The 20,289-nt window shown below is 38.4% G+C and carries 19 protein-coding genes; 14 read left to right on the forward strand and 5 right to left on the reverse strand.

Features of this window, described 5'->3' with window-relative positions; genetic code table 11:
- The first annotated feature begins 30 nt into the window (after window positions 1–30).
- The 4 genes from ND811_RS01250 (at window position 31) to ND811_RS01265 (ending at window position 3,308) form a co-directional block, all read left to right on the forward strand.
- Complete coding sequence (locus ND811_RS01250) at window positions 31–1,104, forward strand: vWA domain-containing protein (protein WP_265350728.1); 1,074 nt, start codon at window positions 31–33, stop codon at window positions 1,102–1,104.
- A 29-nt stretch (window positions 1,105–1,133) separates the two neighbouring features.
- A complete protein-coding gene (locus ND811_RS01255) occupies window positions 1,134–1,664 on the forward strand; it encodes a tetratricopeptide repeat protein (RefSeq protein WP_265350727.1) in 531 nt (176 codons plus the stop codon).
- A 78-nt stretch (window positions 1,665–1,742) separates the two neighbouring features.
- On the forward strand, window positions 1,743–2,954 hold the full coding sequence (locus tag ND811_RS01260) for a Crp/Fnr family transcriptional regulator (protein ID WP_135745053.1): 1,212 nt from the start codon (window positions 1,743–1,745) through the stop codon (window positions 2,952–2,954).
- A gap of 48 nt (window positions 2,955–3,002) precedes the next feature.
- Window positions 3,003–3,308, forward strand: coding sequence for an STAS domain-containing protein (locus ND811_RS01265; RefSeq protein ID WP_002972217.1), 306 nt, complete (start codon window positions 3,003–3,005; stop codon window positions 3,306–3,308).
- A gap of 291 nt (window positions 3,309–3,599) precedes the next feature.
- Here the strand turns inward: ND811_RS01265 and gmd are convergent, their stop codons facing one another.
- Entirely contained in the window at window positions 3,600–4,616 is a 1,017-nt protein-coding gene (gene gmd, locus ND811_RS01270) for a GDP-mannose 4,6-dehydratase (RefSeq protein ID WP_265350726.1), read from the reverse strand.
- 146 nt (window positions 4,617–4,762) lie between these two features.
- Here gmd and ND811_RS01275 point away from each other — a divergent pair, with 146 nt between their 5' ends.
- A complete protein-coding gene (locus ND811_RS01275) occupies window positions 4,763–6,073 on the forward strand; it encodes a porin (RefSeq protein ID WP_265365506.1) in 1,311 nt (436 codons plus the stop codon).
- Window position 6,074: 1 nt separating this feature from the next.
- Window positions 6,075–6,602 (forward strand): hypothetical protein, encoded by a 528-nt coding sequence (locus tag ND811_RS01280; protein WP_265350724.1) that lies wholly within the window; start codon window positions 6,075–6,077, stop codon window positions 6,600–6,602.
- Here ND811_RS01280 and ND811_RS01285 read toward each other — a convergent pair.
- The gene (locus ND811_RS01285) at window positions 6,599–7,885 is read right to left on the reverse strand and encodes a DUF1501 domain-containing protein (protein ID WP_265350723.1); all 1,287 of its coding nucleotides are present in this window, start codon (window positions 7,883–7,885) and stop codon (window positions 6,599–6,601) included. The two genes, ND811_RS01280 and ND811_RS01285, sit on opposite strands and share 4 nt — an antisense overlap.
- Before the next feature lie 9 nt (window positions 7,886–7,894).
- Window positions 7,895–9,742: a DUF1553 domain-containing protein gene (locus ND811_RS01290; protein WP_265350722.1), complete on the reverse strand. Its 1,848-nt coding sequence runs from the start codon at window positions 9,740–9,742 to the stop codon at window positions 7,895–7,897.
- A 76-nt stretch (window positions 9,743–9,818) separates the two neighbouring features.
- Between ND811_RS01290 and ND811_RS01295 the strand changes: the two genes are divergently transcribed.
- The 5 genes from ND811_RS01295 to ND811_RS01315 all read left to right on the forward strand — a co-directional run bounded on the left by ND811_RS01295 (window position 9,819) and on the right by ND811_RS01315 (window position 13,289).
- On the forward strand, window positions 9,819–10,889 hold the full coding sequence (locus tag ND811_RS01295) for a zinc ribbon domain-containing protein (RefSeq protein WP_322113432.1): 1,071 nt from the start codon (window positions 9,819–9,821) through the stop codon (window positions 10,887–10,889).
- 1 nt (window position 10,890) lies between these two features.
- The gene (locus ND811_RS01300; protein ID WP_265350720.1) at window positions 10,891–11,421 is read left to right on the forward strand and encodes an LIMLP_15305 family protein; all 531 of its coding nucleotides are present in this window, start codon (window positions 10,891–10,893) and stop codon (window positions 11,419–11,421) included.
- A 15-nt stretch (window positions 11,422–11,436) separates the two neighbouring features.
- A complete protein-coding gene (locus ND811_RS01305) occupies window positions 11,437–12,432 on the forward strand; it encodes an SPFH domain-containing protein (protein ID WP_265350719.1) in 996 nt (331 codons plus the stop codon).
- A 193-nt stretch (window positions 12,433–12,625) separates the two neighbouring features.
- Window positions 12,626–12,844 carry an antitoxin gene (locus ND811_RS01310; RefSeq protein ID WP_265350718.1) on the forward strand — a complete coding sequence of 73 codons (219 nt, stop codon included), beginning with the start codon at window positions 12,626–12,628 and terminating at the stop codon, window positions 12,842–12,844.
- Window positions 12,834–13,289 carry a PIN domain-containing protein gene (locus ND811_RS01315; protein WP_265350717.1) on the forward strand — a complete coding sequence of 152 codons (456 nt, stop codon included), beginning with the start codon at window positions 12,834–12,836 and terminating at the stop codon, window positions 13,287–13,289. The genes ND811_RS01310 and ND811_RS01315 overlap by 11 nt, the downstream gene beginning before the upstream one ends.
- A gap of 17 nt (window positions 13,290–13,306) precedes the next feature.
- On the opposite strand, the gene ND811_RS01320 is transcribed toward ND811_RS01315, so the two are convergent.
- Complete coding sequence (locus ND811_RS01320) at window positions 13,307–15,058, reverse strand: patatin-like phospholipase family protein (RefSeq protein WP_004785586.1); 1,752 nt, start codon at window positions 15,056–15,058, stop codon at window positions 13,307–13,309.
- 15 nt (window positions 15,059–15,073) lie between these two features.
- Window positions 15,074–16,390, reverse strand: a complete 1,317-nt coding sequence (locus tag ND811_RS01325; RefSeq protein ID WP_265350716.1) for an MATE family efflux transporter — start codon at window positions 16,388–16,390, stop codon at window positions 15,074–15,076.
- Between the two features lie 56 nt (window positions 16,391–16,446).
- On the opposite strand from ND811_RS01325, the gene ND811_RS01330 reads away from it, so the two are divergent.
- From ND811_RS01330 to ND811_RS01340, 3 genes are read left to right on the forward strand one after another with little or no spacing between them, the layout of a single operon-like run.
- Window positions 16,447–17,757 (forward strand): amidohydrolase family protein, encoded by a 1,311-nt coding sequence (locus tag ND811_RS01330; RefSeq protein ID WP_265350715.1) that lies wholly within the window; start codon window positions 16,447–16,449, stop codon window positions 17,755–17,757.
- Window positions 17,758–17,787: 30 nt separating this feature from the next.
- A complete protein-coding gene (locus tag ND811_RS01335) occupies window positions 17,788–18,474 on the forward strand; it encodes a hypothetical protein (RefSeq protein WP_265350714.1) in 687 nt (228 codons plus the stop codon).
- Complete coding sequence (locus tag ND811_RS01340) at window positions 18,471–20,288, forward strand: TrkH family potassium uptake protein (protein ID WP_322113431.1); 1,818 nt, start codon at window positions 18,471–18,473, stop codon at window positions 20,286–20,288. Before ND811_RS01335 ends, ND811_RS01340 begins: the two co-directional genes overlap by 4 nt.
- Window position 20,289 lies beyond the last annotated feature (1 nt).

Genomic DNA, 20,289 nt, shown 5'->3' on the forward strand with positions numbered 1-20,289 from the left:
TCTCTTTGCATTTTCGCCGATGGTGTACAGGTGCGGAAAAAAAATAAATACCAAGAACAATCCTGGATCCGGTTTTATACCGTTGTTTGCAGTATTTTGTTTTTTCTTTTCGATTTTCCTATTAGCGCGCAATCACAACCTAACAAAAGATATGTTTTTATTTTAGATGCCAGTGGATCTATGACAGAAAAATGGGATGGGAAAACACGAATGGCCATTGCTAAAGAAAAACTTTTACAAGTTCTCGGTGGCCTTCCCAAAGATGTGAGTGTGGGTCTTGTGGCTTACGGGAACCGAATCCCTGGTTGTTCTTCTGCCAGGTTATATCACCCCATCCAACGCGGTGCTGCCTCTGTTGTGAGTCAAAAAATTTCCAATATTGTTCCCGCAGGCTCCACTCCGATTGCACAAACGTTAAGTGTGGTCGGTGAATTTCTTTTGAATGATGTACAGGAAACAGAAATTATTTTTATCTCTGATGGTGTGGAAAGTTGTGATGGAGATCCCAAAGCCGTTCTGTATCAATTGAAGAATTCTGGAAAAAAATTTCGTTTGCAGATCCTAGGGATAGATATTGATCCGCAAGGAGAAGAGGATCTAAAAAGGCTTTCAGTTCTTGGAGATGGACATTATTATTCTTTAAAACGTCCAGAGGACTATGATTCATCCTTTAAACGGATCTTTTTTTCTTCTGAATTGGAGCCAACAGTTGTCGCAGGACAAACCATTTCTAATACAATCCCTTCCGTAAATTCTCAAAACCAAATCAAAATTTTAAATATCCTTCCTTATGAAGATGGATCCGAACCAGGTTTCATTCTAAATTATGAATTCACCGGCCAAACCAACACTTCTTATATGATCCAATTGTATCTTTATCCAGAGGAAGAAAAACATAGAAGTTTTCCCATTCCACCCTTGCGAGAACGAAGGATGGGTGACCTTACCAAACACCAAATCGAATTCAAATCAGGTTCCGATGGAAAAGGCCAATGGATCTTTCGATTGCCTGGAGGAAAACGAATGCGAGCCTCGGCAGAATTATGGGATCTAACAGGAATTCCGAAAATTCTTGCCCTTTCGGAAGAAAAACCCGTTCAGTAGAACCCAGGTTTCAACCGAAACTGAAAGTAATGAGACAGAATTCTACAGTTTGGTATTATTGCAAACAGGCTTTTTTCGCTTTGGGAATCCTTATCTCTTTGGGATTTTTTCCCCTAGCCGCAGAACGATCCATCAGTCAAATTTTTGCCAGTGAACGCACCAAACAAGGTGATCTTCTATACCAAAAAGCCAAAGAATTTCTGGAAGATAGAAATCATTACCAATCGGTAGAATCTTGTAAGAGTTTTCTCTTACTTTACCCGGGCCATCCCAAAACAAGAGATGTCCGAAAGGTTTTAAGTTCCAACTATCGTATGACGGGAGATATTTTAGCCCTTGCCGAAAATGAACTAAAAACATATAAAGAATTTCCCAATACAGAAGAAGGCCTAGAATCCTATTTAATTTCAGGAAAAGCCTTTGTCCGTATGGGCCGGGAAGACAAAGCCTATCAGATTTTTCAGGACATTATTAAAAATACGTATTCCAGCAAAATTGCTCAAGAAGCGGAATTAGAACTGACTCAGATGGAAATTCTGGGAGAGAGTAAAAATAAGTAATTTTTACGAAAATATTGCCCTAGGGATCTCCGATAATAAACTAGGCACGTTGAGCAAAAAGGGTTCAGAGATTTAAGAATGTCGTTTTTTCAAATGGTTACTTTCCCAGCAAACTCCTACATCATTGTAGAGGGGAAAAAGGATGCGAACAATTTCTATATCATCCGAGAAGGGAAGGTACGTGTCACACGCGAGACTGCTGTTGTGGGAGAGGATCCCAACCAAGTTTTAGGACCTGGTGACTTCTTTGGTGTGGTTGCGGCAATGAGTCAACACCCACAAATTGAATCAGCCACTTCACTTACCAACGTATCTTTGATTTCAGTTAGTTATGACCAGTTTGGAACTCTAATCCAAAAGTCTACGGCAGTTGCAATGAATATCATTCGTTTCTTCTCGATGAAGTTACGACAATTTGATACCACAATTACAAGGCTTTCTTTTCGTAATGCAGTCGAAGAAGATCCAAACGAACTTTTCAAAATTGGTGAATACTATTTCCAACAACAGAATTCTTCACATGCAACTTTCGCATATCAAAGTTATCTAAAACATCTTCCTAATGGTCAATTTGTACCGCAGGCAAAGCTGCGATTGCAAACCATGAACCAACCATTCCAATCTCCTCCGATTGATTATACGAAATTCAATCGTAACTACAAAGATAGCGAAATGATCTTTTGTGAGCACGAACCGGGTAAGGAACTATTTATCTTACAGAGTGGAAAGGTAAAAATTTCTAAAATTGTAAACCAAAACGAAGTGATGCTCGCAGTTCTTCAAGCTGGAGATATTTTTGGGGAGATGGCCATCCTTGATAACAAACCTCGCTCCGCCTCAGCAGTGGCTGCTGGCGACGTTGAACTTCTTGCTATCAACAAAGCGAACTTTGAAGGAATGGTGAAAGCACAACCGCAACTTGCGACAAGGCTCATCACTCTACTTTCAGAGAGGATTTGGATTGCCTACAAACAATTAGCAAACTTACTTTTAAAAGACCCTCAAGGCCGTATCGTTGATACTCTCATGACCTTGGCCGAAAAGAATCGGATCAAAGTTGCCCCCAAACAAGCATATAATTTTGAAATCGGAACCAAAGACCTTCTCAAAATGGTGGGTCTTACCGATCCAAAAGACGAACTGATCATTTCCGATATCATGAAAAATAATAAATTTATTCGAATGGATATGGGAAAAATTGTTTGTTCGGACATGGCAGAGCTAGAAAAACTCGTCCAATTCTATCATAAAAAGGCTAACATGGAGAATAAGCTAAAGAAGCTGAAATAACTTCTTGCCAGCATTTTTCTCCTGACTTATGTTAGAGGCCACGGAAATATGAGCGATAAGATACTAGTTGAAGAAAAGGGAAATACGATCCGAGTTCGTTTTATGGATCAAATTCTCGATGGAAATGCACCTGAATTACGGGAAATTCTAGCGGAGATCCTAGAAAAGAACGTCCAAGAAATCTATTTGGATTTGGAGAAGGTAGTGATTGTGAGTTCCCTTGGAATTTCTCGTTTATTATCATTCAAAAACAAAGCAGATGAAAAAAAGATGACAGTGAAAATTGTCAATATCCAAGAAAAATTAAAAGAAACTTTGAAAAAATTGATGTTGGATCAATTTTTTGGCCTTTAAACCAATTTAAGTTTTTCATTTCAAAATTCTAATTTCCTATCTAACGAAAATCCAGCTCTAAATCTCGGAGGTGGGAAAGTGTGTTATGCGATGAGTGCAGTGTTTGCACTTTCCGCTAGTAATTTTCACATAACCTCCCACACCATTTTCCAAGTAGATGGTCCAGCTCCCTCAGATTTTTACTTTTTGCCATTATCCCTTTTTTAAGGTTCCGGCAAAACACAAAGGGAATATTAAAATGTATTTTGTAAAATGGCTCCTTCCCGAATTACAAAGGGAAGGCCATCATCTTTAAAAACCTTGGTCTTTCAAATCAGCTTTCATCATGATTTGGACTAATTCTTTAAACTTAACTTTTGGTTCCCAACCTAACTGACGTTTTGCTTTTTCCGGATTGCCAATTAGAAGTTCAACTTCAGTCGGTCTATAGTATTTTGGATCAATTTTGACAAGAACTTGGCCAGTTTTTTTATCCTTACCTACTTCCTTGTCTTCTTTGCCTTCCCAAACTACTTCGTAACCTGCAATTTTATATGACTCTTCGATAAACTCTCGAACTGTATGTGTTTCGTTGGTTGCTACAACATAATCATCTGCTTTATCTTGTTGTAACATCATCCACATCATTTCTACGTAATCAGGAGCATAACCCCAATCACGTTTAGAATCAATATTTCCCATAGTGATAAAGGGAAGTTTTCCCGCTTTCACAGCAGAAACACCAAGTGTGATTTTTCTAGTTACAAAGGTTTCCCCGCGTCTTGGAGATTCATGATTGAATAAAATACCGTTAGATGCGTGCAAATCGTACGCTTCTCTATAATTCACAACAGCCCAATAAGCATAGAGTTTAGCGACTGCATAAGGCGAACGCGGGTAAAATGGCGTTTTTTCTGTTTGTGGAACTTCTTGGACAAGGCCGTAAAGTTCCGATGTAGAGGCTTGGTAAAATCGGGAATTGATTCCCGTTTGTTTGATGGCATCTAAAATTCGTAATGTTCCTACAGCGTCTACTTCTGCTGTGTATTCAGGAACCTCGAAGGAAACTTGTACGTGGGATTGCGCTGCCAAGTTATAGATTTCTGAAGGTTGGATTTTTTCTAAGATTCGGTTTAGGTTCGAGGAATCTGTCATGTCTCCGTAATGAAGGTGGAGGTTAGGGTTTCCATGCAGGTGTTCAATGCGATTGCGATTGAAAAGGCTCGTTCTACGAACGATTCCGTGGACCTCATATCCTTTTTGTAAGAGGAGTTCTGCCAGATAGGACCCGTCTTGGCCTGTGATTCCGGTGATGAGTGCTTTTTTCATAGATCAGGGATCAGTATTTTAAATTTCTTTGGTAAGAAAAGGAAAAATGGGACAGAAAGAGTAAATATTACCAAAAAGTAGGTCTGTTTTCTTTTGCCTTTTGTTCCTTTTTTCAAATTGTGACAATTATTACAAAAATGAGAGCCATGCTAAACCCATTTCGTAATCAATTTCGTGCCATTTTCCTCTTAAGTTTCCTATCTTTTTTATCTCTAAGTATCGATGCGGAGGAAAAACCGGAAGCGAAAGTGGAAACAAGTTCCAATCCGGCAAATTCACCGAATTCCTCGTCACCCCAAACCCTTACGGCACAAACAACAACACCGGAAAACAAATCGAATTGGGAAACTGGACTTGGAAAAGGAATTCGTGCCACCTCCTCAGACGGCAAACACAACATCCAATTAAGATTTAGATCACAAGTCCAAGGAAACCAAAGTTTTCAATTAGATCCATCACAAGACACAACAAACTTTCTTGTAAGGCGAACCAGATTACAGTTAAAAGCAGGATTATTCAATGATACATGGCTTGTGAACTTACAAATGGGTTTTGCAGAGCGAGATATGGAAAGCCAAAGACGAAATACCCTGCGTGATGCGAACATTGTGTACAACCAGTATCGTGATGTAAAAATCGCTTTTGGTCAAATGAAAGTTCCCTTCAGCAGACAACGTTGGAATTCATCCAGTGCCTTACAAACGGTAGATAGGTCTTCTGTCACAGCAGAATTTAATTTAGACCGAGATGTAGGAACTTATCTTTTTTCAGAAGATCTTTTTGGCAGCAAACGTATGTTTGCTTATTACCTTGGCGTCTTCGGTGGACAAGGAAGAAACCGTGTGGAGAGACAAACCCCCGGTGTGCTTACTGTTGCCAGATTTATATTTTCTCCTTTCGGTGGAATGTCAAAATCCGGTTCTGATAATGATTGGTTATCAGAAAGTGATTTTGCAAGATACAAAGAACCAAAATTATCTCTCGGTGTTTCTGGTGCTTACAATAAAAATTCTGACAGGTCTCTTAGTACACATGGTGTTGAATATAGTTTTGCAAAATTCAATTATAGCCATGCTGCGGGGGATATTTATTTCAAATGGATGGGTTTTTCTTTTCAATATGAATGGTTATGGCGAAGAGCAAACACAGCTTATGTGGAAAAAACTGTAAATACCTCACTCTCCAGAGAATATTCTAGAAGTGGGCAAGGACACTTTGTACAATTGGGATACCTTTTTACAAATCAATATGAACTTAGTTTTCGATTTGGTGAATTTCGACCCTTGGGAGAGACAGATCCTAGTTTGAAGTATTCCCGTGAAGTGGGAGGAGCACTATCATATTACTTTGCAGAACATAATTTAAAATGGCAAACGGACTATTTCTATTACACAGGCACTCCTACGGCAGCAGAAGGAGACCACGTGGTTCGAACTCAAATACAGGTATTTTATTAAAATGAGCCAATTTATAAAAATCTTTATCACAATACTTTTGTTAGCTGTAACTTTAGAACAATGTAAAGCACAACGCGAAGATAAAATAAAGGAAACACAAAATAAATGCCTACAAACGTTGTATTTAGCTAGTTTGAATGCTGGAAAAACTGGATTTAGTGGGAATTTCCAATTTTTAGGTTCCTGTTCCGCTTCTTCTAACGATTCGCCATCTTGCACAGAACAATATGCCTTAATTAAAGAAGAAATCTCTTGTCAACTTGGATATACAAAGTCTTCGTCTAAATGTTCTATTCAAAACTTAGTGGGAGTTTGTCGTTACCAACCAAACGGAGATACAACCAAAGTCACTACAGTGGTATATGCAAAACCAAATGATACGAAAGATACTGCCATCGCCAACTGTCAAAGTTTTGGATCAGGTTCCTTATTTTCAGAAACCTATTTGAATCCAGGCGACAAATCAACTTCTCTTGATACGATTCTGACAAACGGCTATCTTTGTATTGATAAAGCGCAAAAAAACTAAAACAAACCTTCATAGACTTTGGCTTTTTTCGTGGTCAAAAGAAACGGACGACCAAAAGAATTGGTGAGTGAACCATCGGGATTGACTCCCGCTGCTTGGTAAATAGTAGCGATAAGATCTCTCACATGTAAAGCTTCTTTGGGATTTACAGGTTTGGATCCAGTTTCATCGGTTTCACCTAACACAAAACCTTTGGTAAAGGGACCTCCTCCGAGCAATGTAGACCAAACTTTCGGATGATGGTCACGACCGTCTCTCGATCCTACATCGGGAGTTCTTCCGAATTCACTAGAAAGAACAAATAACGTTTGTTTAATGAGACCGGTATTGTTTAAGTCTTCTAATAAAGAAGCAATTCCCATATCTGTTTCTTTCATAATTTTTGTCACTTGTGCTTTGTTGCCTGTATGTGTGTCCCAACCTCCAATAGAGATATGAATGAAGGGAACTTCCTGTGCCGCGAGTCGTTTCGCCAGTAACATAGCCTTCCCTTGCCATGTGGTTCCGTATCTTGCTCTTGTTTTTTCATCTTCCAAACTAATGCGAAAACTATCGATGTTTTTGGAATTTCGAAACTCTTCTGCTGCCACGAGCATATTTTTCCAATGTTTGGATTCCTTTGTGGGATAGGTTTTAGAAAATTCCTCATTCATAAAAGAAACCAAATCTTTTCTTCGAAGAATTCGATCTTCTGCAAATTTTCCATAGGAAGGATTCAAATGTTGGATGGGTTCATCCACATTCCCAACATGGTAACCAGAATAATCGATTCCTAAAAATCCTGAATTTCCATTTTTCCCACCACGGCCACCAATCGTAACATAACTTGGAAAGTAGGAAGATTTGACTTTTGATTTTTTTGCATAGGCAATCACTGCACCGAAATGAGGGATGTCGGGAAAGCCCATAGCTTCTGTCATTCGATACCCTGTACCCAGTAACATTTGTGCAAACCCATGATCTCCTTCTTCACTCCATGTAGAGCGAATGATGCCAATTGAATGCAGTTGTTTGGCGGTAAGAGAAAAAGGTTCTAAGACAGATAATCCTGAAATACTAGAACTTACTTTTCCAAACGCACTATTCGGTTTGGGATCTAATGTATCTACATGGCTCATCCCTCCCATCATCTCAATAAAGATAACTGACTTTACTTTGGAAGGAAGTGCAATTGACTCCTCTTCTTCTTCCGCACCTAAACTACCAAACGGACTTGAAGAAAATAAAAAGGGACTGAGTCCTAAACTGAGAATTGATTTTTTTAGAAATTCTTTGCGATCCATTTTGATTCCTTAATTGATATGTTGGAACTCTTGGCTATTGATAAGAGCCCAGAGAATGTCTTGGAGTAGGTCTTTGTCAAAAACACTATCCGGTTTTGACATGAGTGATTTTATCTTTTCCTTTTCTCCAACACTTGGCTCTCGACCTAAAAGTCGAAAATAAAGATTAGAGATAACCAAATTCATTGATTTTATTTGGTCAAACTCTTGTTTCACCAAAGACTCTTTATTCCCAAAATCCCAAATTAGTTTTCCAACCACACGACCATTCATTAGGGTTAACATTTGTTCAATGGTAAGTTCTGAGATATCATCCGAAATATCCACCCGTGGACCAGATCCAAAAACTGATAAAATGGTATGGTAAGGTGCAGGTCTTTCCACCTCGGAAGCATTCGAGAATTCTTTTAAGTTGTCCTGAGGGATACGAACCGAACCTGTACCAGTCAAATCATAGGGTTTTTGATCCATTAGACCCGAAAGCCAAGATAAATTCCTTTCCCGAATGTTACTGATCCTTTGGGAATCAGAGACTCGTATAAGAGAGTTCAGGAGTTGGTCACTGTCCAATCGTTTCGGCGTAAAATACTGAATAGGGTCTTGTTCGTTTGGACTTTTTGTCTGGGAACGATTGTAAGCATTGGAAGTGACAATGTATAAAATGAGTTCTTTTAGTTTTAATTGATTTGCCAAAAAGTAAGAATCCAAATGGTTTAAGATCTCTTCTCCAGTCACTACAGTGTCTTCATTCCAATCATCGAGGGGAGTGAAAAAACTCCAACCCATAAGTTCCGTCCACACTCGGTTGATGATTACTTTTCGAAACCGATCATTGGATTTATTTGTTAACCACTCAGCAAAAACTTTCCTACGATCCTCACCGGGTTTTAATTTGGCCTCCTTTCCATCCAAAAACTTTGGCCTTACCAAATCACCACCGGGGGCATCATCGGTATGAGGAAAACGAAGACCCAGTTTTGGTTGGTAGAAAAGGGTGGCATACTCTACTTCGTGTTTCTTTTGGTAATCTTTTCGTTGTTCGTCGGTCCATTTGTTCCAATTGTCTCTGTTCCATTCATTGTTTTTGTCTTGGAGGTTTTTTTGATCTTCCATTGGAAGATGCACTTCTAATTCTCTGGGAACATAACTCAATGTTTTTCCATATCGATCCACTTCCCAAGATCCATCGCGATAGAACTGTTGGCTAAAAAAAGCTGCAAGAGCATAATAATCCCTTCTAGTAAAATCTGAGATGTATGGATGGTCATGGCATCTAGCACAAGCCACTCGTTTTGCATAAAACAACCTTCCCACATACTCTGCCGTTTGTAATGGATCTGCTCCATCACGAATGTAAAACATAGTAGCCGGTGATTCTTTTACATTGCCGGTCGATGTTAACATTTCTTGTACCAATTGGTCATAGGGTTTGTTTTTGTGAATGGATCCTGCAATGTATTCAAAAAACGCACCTGTAGGAATTTTACGTCCTTTGGATTTGTCACGTAACATGGAAGTAAACTTGGTACCCCAGTATTCGGCAAACTCGGGTTGTTTTAAAAAACGAACCACAAAGGATTCTAAATTTTGGTCTTTAGAATCGGAGGGAAGTGAATCCAACTCTTTCCATTCGGTGACACTGGGAATCACACCTCGCAAATGAAGAGAGAGTCTTCGAAAGGTGATTTTTTTATCCACCTTAACTATATTAGGTGATAATTTCAAATACAAACTATCAAGTGGGTGAACTGCATTCTGTTTTGATCGAGACTGAACATATCCGAGAGAGAGGATCAGAATGACAAAAGAAACAAGGAAATAGCGAAACTTAAGAACTAGATTTAGTACCAATCTCATGTTGGAAAGATTCTACGTGGGATTTTACGAATTGAAAATATTTTTCTTGCAAAAGTCAATTTTTTGCAGATAAACCTTGGTTGCGATGGCAGAAGAAAGAATCTATGAAATGCTTTGGGACTGCGAATTTTGCGGGTCAAAAAAATTACTCGGTAAAACACATAGGCATTGTCCCAATTGTGGTGCCACACAAGATCCAAGTCGTCGATACTTTCCAAACGATGCAGACAAAGTTGCTGTCCAAGACCATATCTATTATGGAGTTGATAAGGTTTGCCCTTTTTGCCAAACCCCCAATGGAGCCAAAGCCACGTTCTGCGGAAACTGCGGGGGTTCCCTAGATGGTGCACAAAATGTCAAACTTCGTTCCGACCAAGACGGTCTCACGGAAGACTCTGTTCAAAAAGCAAAAGAAGATTTAGCATTTCCCAATTCTGACTTTGTCAAACCACATCCCAAAACTCCAAAGTGGGTTTTGTGGTTACTTGGAACCATTGTTTTCGGTGGGATTGGTTTTGTTTGCCTCGGTGTTTTATGGACTGAAAAAGTAGAACTACAAATCACCCATCATGAATGGTCTCGCACCATTGCCATCGACCAATTCAAACCAGTTTCGGAATCCGAATGGTGTGATTCCATGCCTATGGGTGCGTATAGTGTGTCCAGAAGTCGCAAAATCAGAAGTTATAACAGCATTCCTGATGGAGAAGATTGTCATACAGTTCGTTCAGATCGTGGAGACGGAACCTTTTCAGAAAGTGAAAGTTGTACCACCAAATATAGACAAGAGCCCGTTTATGATGACCACTGCAGTTACCGCATCGATAAATGGGCCTTTGACCGCAACGCAATTGCCAAAGGATTTGGAACCACACAAGAACCCTATTGGCCCACTCCCCAAATTCGAGAATGTGCTACCACAAACATTGGTTGTGAACGATTAGGACCCAAGGAAGAAAAATATATAATTCATTTCACAGAGTCCAGCGGAGAAACCAAAGGAGAAAAACATGATTGCGATTTTGATTATGCAAAATGGAAATCTCTCCCAACCAAAGCACTTTACCAAACAGAAAAAAGTGTCATCTTTAACTACATCACTTGTGACACCATACAGACGTTAGAAGGAAGCGCAATAGAGGAATAAAATGGACCAAACTTGGTTAAAAACAACATTAGAACGTTTTAAGAACGAACAAGATCCCATTCGTAAGTTTTTAAAAGAAACTAAACTATTTGAAGAAGCTCTTGCCAACCAAGAGTTTGAAAAAACCGATCTTCTCATCCGAAAAGAACTGGGAGGAATTCTAAATTCTTTTAAGGAAAGTTTTCGTAAATTGGAAGAAGGTTTTGTAGCTAAGGCCCAAATCCAAAACATCGGAAAAACAAATCCGGCGACAACACTTCTAGACAAAATCATTATGAAGGTGAGTTCTGCTGGGTATGGACTCAATGGACTTGGCACTGGGGTCAAAGCCACTGCAGAAGAAATGGAAAAATTACTAAACCATGACTTTTCGATGTTGGAAAAAGTGGGTAACATACAAAAAGAAATTTTGGATACCCTTCCCAGTTCTTTTGCCGCAAACCCAGAAGCGGCAATTGAATCTATCAACAAATTACTGTTAGATTTCGAAACACAATTTGAATCAAGAAACTCAATCTTTTTAAAATTATAAAATAAGGAAATAACCATGGCACTAATCGATAGAATAAAATTTGAAGGAAGTCCCAACGAAATCGTTTGGAAATATCCATCCGATGAAATCAGTACCGCAGGACAACTGGTAGTGGATGAAAACCAGGAAGCCATCTTTTTTAAAGAAGGAAAGGCTTTGGATACCTTTGGGCCTGGAACCCATACTTTAAAAACAGGAAATATTCCTATTTTAGAAGCTCTCGTCAACCTTCCGTTTGGTGGAAAAACTCCCTTCACAGCTGAAGTTTATTATGTGAACAAAGCCATTTTTGCGATGAAATGGGGGACAAACACTCCCATTCCCTTGGAAGATCCCAAATACAAAATTGTATTAAACATTCGTGCTTTTGGTGATTATAAATTTCGAATCAAAGATTCGAGGTCCTTTTTACTCAATGTAGTGAAAGGTGGGAATCGAACTACGAACGAATCCATTGATGAATTTTTAAAACCAAATATTGTACGTGGGATCGGTGATTTTATTTCAGAAGTTATTTTAAACAACAACACATCCGTGGTGGAGATCAATAAATTCAGAGATGAAAGTTCTACGGCAGGAAGGGTCAAACTGGCTCCTGAATTTGAAAAATATGGAATTGATTTAACTGAATTTAACGTATCTTCGGTGAACTTTGACCAGAACGATCCAAACTACCAACGAATCCAAAAAATCATCACCGATAAATTCGAAATCGATATGTTAGGCGATAAATACCAACAAAAGAAAATGTTCGATATTGGACAAGCTGCTGCTGAAAACGAAGGCCAAGGTGGCGGAGCGATGGGTGCCGGGATGGGCATGGGAATGGGGATGAATATTGGACAGATGATGGGTAATATGATGAACCAAGGTGGGGGCCAAGGGGGAGCAGCACCGGCAGCAAATGATCCTGCAACTAGGATTGCAAAACTAAAAGGGCTACTCGACCAGGGACTAATCAACGCAGAAGAGTTTGAAGCCAAAAAAAAGGAAATCCTTTCTTCATTGTAATGCGAAGGTTCAATAGCAAACTTTCGCATCCCGAAAAAATACTCCATCTCGAGAAAGAATCTAACTTTCTTTAGGTGGAGATTGGAAGAAAATAATGAGAGAAATAGAGAATTAATCTGAAATTGGTAACTGTAAAAAAAATAACCAATTTTCAATTTGACAAATTGCACGAAAATCGTGTAAAATAGTAAATATGAAAAGTATTACTTTTAGAGCTGACGAAAGGGCGATTGAAAAAGCTCGTTTAAAAGCAAGTAAACAAAAAAGGTCACTAAATGACATTTTTAATGAATGGCTCCGCGCTTATTCTGAATCTGAGCCAAAAGATTTTGATTTAGATGTGTATTTGAAAAAATTTGAATATGTGAAGATAAACCGAAAAATAACTCGTGAAGAAGCCAATGAAAGGTAAAATCTTCATCGATACGAATGTATTTATTTACTTCTTTTCACCTAAGGATTTTGAAAAAAAGGAAATCTCTTCAAATATCATAAAAGCTTCTTTTAAATCTGATAGATTTTCTATAAGTTACCAAGTCATCCAAGAATTTAGCAATGTAATGCTTACAAAAGGACAACCACCAATGAAAGGTCAGGATATTTCAAGTTTCATAGAAAAAATCTTAGATCCAATTTGTTCTTTTTTCCCAACAACTGAATTTTACAAAAATGCTCTGAAATTAAGAGAGAAGAATCAATTATCTTATTATGATTCTTTGATTGTTTTGGCGGCTATAGAACTCGATTGCGATTATTTATTTTCTGAAGACTTTAATGATGGCACAAAAATTAACAGATTAAAAATCATCAATCCGTTCAATAAACTGAATGCAAAATTACTAAAATCTATTCTATAATTCCCAAATTTCGATGTTTAAGAAAACAATTGTTTGATCTCTGCTAGGTTCGCTTCTGCTTCCTGTTCCCCTTTATCGATGATTTCTTGGTAACGAGCAAAATCAAATAACTGAAATTCTTCCAAATGAAAATGTACAAAAAGATCCATTTTAGGTCGTTTTAGGCGTGTGATCTCTCTTCCTTCCAAGGTTATGGTTCTTGTCATGATCTGCAAAATCGGAGGATATTTTAAAGTATCCCAAATATAACGAAAGAATCCTTTTTCTGTTGTGTTACGATCTTCAAAAAGTTTGACCGGAACAATTTCTTGCAAAGGAGAAACATTGATTCCCATCACAACATCTGCACCTTTAGAGCGAATGAGGTTTTCCGGAACGTTATTGATCATCCCTCCATCCACGAGTAATTTTTCTCCAAGTCTGTAAGGAGGAAAGGCACCAGGCAAACTCATCGCACTGGTGAGTGCTTCTGTAATAGGTCCTTGGTCAAAGATATGTTCTTTTCCTGTTTGTAAATCTACTGCGGAAGTGGCAAAAGGGAGAGGCAATTCTTCAATTCTTTGGTCACCAAACCCTTTCTTTAACATTCGTTTCATTCTGGCACCTTTAAAAAAGGCAACAACCGGAATCGTTGGATCGAAGGCACTTTCCAATCCACCGAAGAAATTTTTAATCATCTCTTCGATTTCTACCGGTGAATTTTTTCTCGCATACAAAGCCGCAATCACAGCTCCCATCGATGCACCGGAAACAAAATCAAAATGAATTCCTTCTCTATGTAAAACTTTTAACAAACCAACATGCGCCAGCGCTCTGGCTCCACCACCACCTAACGCCAAACCTCTCGTTTTTGCCACAAGGTATCTGGCTAACGTATCTTTTTGATAAAAAGTTTTGAGTGATTGGTCTTGGGGAAGGTAACTTTTACGAACACCACTTTCCATCATACGAATGGCACGGCCTTCAAAGTTTCGGATTCGAGTTTTCCAAAAATTGATGATTTCTTCTTTTTCTTTGTAAAACTTTTCCGGTTCATCTTCCCAAAATACAATAAAGTCAGATTGTACTACAAGATAATGTAAATCCATCCTGGAAGTGGATTCATCAAAATAAATATGAAGTAAAGGGGTTTTACTTCTAAGATTAGTTAAGTATTCTGAAATTTTTGTTGGGTCCATTCCTTTGAAAGTGGAAATGGGAATGGCTGATGATAATTTTTTGGTGACCTCACCATACTCATCTAAAAAGGTTTTTACTTTTTCACCAAAATGGTATTCGGGTTCTAAGGGAACATGAACACATAACCTTCGTAATCCGGAAAAAGTATCTTTATGGCTAGGTCGATCTAAGTTCTCTCGCATTCGAGAGCCCATCATCTGGATGATGTTTTGCGCAAATACCTTTTCTTGGGATGCCAATTGTAAAAACAGTTTTCCATTCAAAACATAAACAAGGGAATCGATGACAGCGATGGCGGAAGTAGAGTGGTTAGAACTGGAGATGAGTGAGTTCTCGGCCAAAACCTGACCCGAACCCACATATACATGACCTTGGCCGGCCACATTCTCGAGAAGGATTTCTCCATACCGAACAATATAAATCGATTCCGAAGACTCTCCTTTATAATAAAGTGCTTCGTGGCTTCGAATTAATTTTTCTTGGACATTGTTTGCCAGTCTTAACAGAACTGCAGGGGGAAGTTTTTTGAACAAATCCACAGACTTTAAAAAGTTTTGTATGGCCTGTCGCTCTAATTCTGTTCGTTTCATTTTCCCCTCGTTCTATTAAATTCGTATGTTCACCCATTCCTTCTTACGAAATTTTCTGACAAAAATCACTGCCATGAGTAAAATCCAAATAAAAAACGCAGACCATATTCCAAAATTACCCCACGCTAGGACAATCCCGAATAAATAGGCCAAAGGCAACATGATGATGAATGATACAATGAGATAAACAAACATTACATAGTACATCATCCCTGCACTACGAAGCGCAGAACCAATCACCATATGATATGCATCTCCCACTTGGATGAGGGCCACGATACAAAGTGCAGGATATGCTACCTTTGCAACGGCGGGAACATCTGTAAAAAGTCCAATGAGCCAAGGCCCTGCAATGATAAAAAAGAGTCCCATGCTTCCCATAACTATGGCAGAAAAAGTGGCAGACCGCATGGTACCTTCATAAGCCAATCGAAGTTTTCCTTGTCCCATTGATTGGCCGAGAATGGTAGTGGCTGCAATCCCAAAAGAAAATCCCGGCATAAATGACAAACTAAGACATGTTAATACAACACTAGCAGAAGCAAGAGTAGTTGTGCTAATCATCCCTGCAATTTTATAAAATCCAGAAAAGGCAAAGTTTACGAGTGTTCCTTCCACAGCAGGAGCAAATCCAACCATACAAAGTTCTTTGATGATTTCAAAACTTGGAGTAAAAATTTGATACTGAAAGTACTTGATCACATCTTTTCGAAAAAAATAAAACACCACAATGAGAAGTGCAGGAACCGAAGACAAACTAGAGGCAATGGCCGCACCCTTCACTCCCCAAGCTGGGAAACCCCAGTTTCCAAAGATGAGTAACCAGTTAAAAAAGATATTGGTAACTGCGGCTAAAATGGAAGATATCATCCCCACCTGCACAATTCCAATCCCGTCAAAAAATCCACGTAAGGCGAACCCAACAAAAAAGAGAACTGTTCCTAAGAATCGATAGGAAAGATATACGCCAGCCACTTCGATCACTTGCGGATCATCTCCGATCCAACCCATAAACTCTGGAGCATAAAGGAATCCGAAATAGGACAAAAGAGATCCTAAAACTAAGGACAAATATACGGAGTTAACTAGAGTGATTCCGACTCCTTTGTCATTTTTTTCGCCAAATCGACGTGCTACGATGATTTGTACGGCCATTGATCCGCCCATAAGAAAGGCGAAGATGGAAAAATAAACCATCCCACCAAATCCAACTGCGGCAAGAGGAACCTCACCGAGTTTCCCTACCATAGCAGTATCTGCCACCATAATGGCTGTATAACTGATCATTCCAAAAAAAACAGGGATTGCTAATCCAAGAATTTTCTGATTCAATCGAGTTGGCTTCAAGATGCGTCTAATTTTGTGAAGCATAGTTTTGTCATTCTTATATGTATTGCGATCTACACAACCACCTTTATGGATGTTTACCCCCTGAAACTTTGTATCGAATTGGAAAAAATAACACAGAACCTAGATGGCATCTCTATTTAGATTCTTATGAAAAAGCTTATGGGTTAAAAATTCGGCCTTCCACTTTTTTTGAAGATTATGCTGACATAAAAGAATTTTCCAAACTCTATCACTTTCGAGAAAAGGCTCCTTTTTTACATTTCCAAGCTAAGTTCAATCTCATCATCGCACTAGTTAAGTTTGATGAAAGAGAAATTACAGAAGTGACACATGATGTTGTGTTATCTAATAGTTTGGAAGATATCAGTTACGCTGAATATCGTTTGATGTTTGGGAAAGAAGAACCAAAAGAAAGTTTTTATAGTAAACTAATGGCATGTTTGGAAGGACTTTCTAAAGGAGAAAATTCAGCAAAAAAAGAAGGAAAAACCATCCAATCAAAACTAGTGATGTCTCTACATAGAGATATCAATTTTGAAAGGCATTATGACTGGATGAAAAATTGGATGGAAAAAGAATCTGTCATCCGAGAAGGACTTGTAGGAATCGATTTCTGTCATATCGAAGAAGGCCATCCGCCAAAAGATAAAAAATCTTTTTTCCAATCCGTAATTAAAGACAACCAAGCAGAACCTAACACTGCATTGTCGATTCTATATCATGTAGGAGAAAGTTTCCGAGACAAAACTCCCTTCTCTGCAGTCCGGTGGGTTTTGGAATCCGCATTGAATGGTGCGCATCGCCTTGGACATGCCTTGGCCCTCGGAATTGATTCTGATTATTTTTTGGGTGAAGAAAGAACAGAACTAGTATCAGAAGCCAAAGACCAAATCGAATGTGAATTGGAATCTTATGATGAAATTTCCTCCTTTGGAAGTTTTTATCCCAAAGAAGAACTCGAACTGAAACGAAAGGAATTAAAAACCAAACCCGATTCAGAACTATCAAAAATCCAGTTTGATGCAAAACAGTCTCAGTACCTCCATACCTTTCAAAACTATGTTATGTCTAAGATAGCAAAAACCGAAGCTGTGATTGAATGTTGTCCCTCTTCCAATTTATACATTGGAATGTTGGAGTCGCATATCGATCACCCCATCACAAGATTTCTGCAAAACGATATCAAACTTACCATAGGATCCGATGACCCCGGATTATTTGGAACCACAATGCCCGAGGAATATGGTCATGCCCATACTGCCGGAGTGTCCGAAAAAGATTTGGAAACTATCCGGGAAAAGTCTTTTTCCTATAGATCGACCAAACTTTCAGGGCGTGAATTGGATTGACCCTGACAGAGATTAGGTAAACTGGAAAGTATGCGGATTTTTTCCCAAGTTTTTGTGCCCATGATTGTCTTCTCTTTGGCAATGGGACCTCTTTTTGGACAAACCAAAGAAGGTTTTTACGACACAAATAACTACGATCTAAGAAATCTTCCAAAATCCGATCCCGAATCTAATATTTTACCGGAAGTGACCCTTCCTCCGAAATTTGAAACCCCAGCCCTTGCCACTCCGAAAAATGTAAAGACCCAATACACTGGGATTGAGTCAATTCCCGGTGCTGGTGCCTTAATGAATTCCAGAACCACGTCCAACTCCAGTCAAAACGCCGCAAATCCCTACAATCTAACAGGTTCACAAAATTTACCGATCAACCCACTCACCGGGGAAATCAACGAACAAGCACTTCAAAACCAATTACAAAAAAGTAGAGTCAAACAAGAGTTAAAGAAGAAACAAAAAGAAGAGTTTGATGAAGATGCAGTTTACGAAGAAACAAAATTCCGAAGAGCGTATATCATTTTCTTTTTGACCTTACCATTTGCCTTGGGTGCTTCTGCGGCCGTTGCTTCAGCATTTGCTATTGAAAAAACATTAGCAGGAAGTATTATCATGATTGGTGGTTCTACTGGTCTTTCTGGTGTAAATGCTTATGCAGACAGACAAAGATTAGAAGAACATCGAGAAAAGAAAAAACAATTGGCTGAAGTTTTCCCTTGAAACTCAAACGAATCTTCGTTTTCCTATCACGATTTTTTCATTATCTACAAATCCAAAGATTCGAAATTCGAAAACTTTATATAGAGCATTTCCGTTGGCTGGGAAGAATGTTTTATATATTCTTTGGGTTTTTATCTGTTACGATTTTAATTTTAGATTTTGGATTTTATTATCCAGAAAGTTGGAAAGAATACGTAACACTTTCGATTCGAACTCTTGTAACTTTTTTTATTTTATACGAATCCATCCATTTAATTTTTACAAACAAAAGATGGAGAGAATACGTATCCATCCACAAAATAGAACTTATCATATTACTGATGTTAGGCTTAGAGTTTATTTATGAAAAAAATATAGTTTCTATACTTAAGTCATACCATATTTCGGGAGATGATACCACTCTGATCTTTTTATCAGCAAACCAAGTTTTATTTTTATTTTCTAACTTGGCTCATTTTTATCGACTTTCCAGAAATCATGATTCCCGAAAATTAAATCCTTCCATCGTATTTGTTTCTTCTTTTGCTTTTATCATTTTACTCGGAGTTTGTTTTTTACATTTTCCAAAATCAACCAATGGAAGTGTTCCTTCTATTGACATTGTATTCACAACCATCAGTGCCACTTGTGTCACAGGCCTTTCAACAGTCGATTTAAGTTCAAGTTTCACTTTGACCGGACAATTGATTGTATTACTTCTCATTCAAGTGGGGGGGCTGGGGCTTATGACTCTAACTAGTTTTTTTTCCATCTTTCTTGCCGGAAAAGTATCCGTAAGTGATACGATGATGATCAAAGACCTTCTTTCTGAAGAAACTATGGGTCGCGCTAAAGAAATTTTAAAACAAATTACAATCCAAACTCTTGTGATTGAATCCATCGGTGCTGTATTTTTATTTTATAGTTTCCCAGAAAACTTTCCTATTGTCCTTTCTGAAAAAATTTATTATTCAATCTTTCATTCAATTTCTGCATTTTGTAATGCTGGTTTTAGTTTGTTACCGAACGGACTGACAACCGAAGCCTTTCAAAGATCAGAAGGTTTTTTATCGGTGATTATGCTTCTGATAGTAATCGGTGGACTCGGGTTTCCCGTATTATTTCAAATTCGCACAAGACTTTCTAATCCTTTTGATTTTAAGTTTCGGTGGTCTGTTACCTCCAAATTGGTATTTTGGACGACCGGCTGTCTTTTGTTATTTGGTTGGATTTCTTATTATTTTTTAGAACAGAATTCCAGTTTAAAAGGTCTTACCACTTCGGAACAGATTTTTCATTCCTTGTTTTATTCTGTCACCACAAGAACCGCTGGGTTTAATACTTTAGACTTAAGCCAAATGGGATTTCCCATTACCTTCATTTCTTTCTTTTTAATGTGGGTAGGAGCTTCCCCTATTTCTACAGGAGGAGGAATCAAAACCACAACAATTGCCATCTCTCTTATAAACATAACCAACGAAATTCGTGGAAAAGATAGGATGGAAATAAACCACCGAACAATTGCTAATTCGTCTATTGCGAGAGCTAGTGCTACCATTGTATTATCTTTATTCGTAATTTTTGTTGCCATTTTTGGTTTATTGATTACTGAAAATGCAAATTTCATTGATTTATGTTATGAAGTAGTTTCAGCCTTTGGAACAGTAGGTCTTACTCGTGGTCTCACTCCTCATTTGAGTGATTCAGGTAAAATTATCATTTGTACAGTAATGTTTGTGGGTAGAGTCGGAATTTTGACCTTACTTGTCGCGCTCTCCAAAAAAGTAAATCGTATCTCGTATGAATATCCGAAAGAATATGTGGTTGTAGGTTGAA

The organism is Leptospira soteropolitanensis, from assembly GCF_026151655.1.
Classification (GTDB): Bacteria; Spirochaetota; Leptospiria; order Leptospirales; family Leptospiraceae; genus Leptospira_A; species Leptospira_A soteropolitanensis.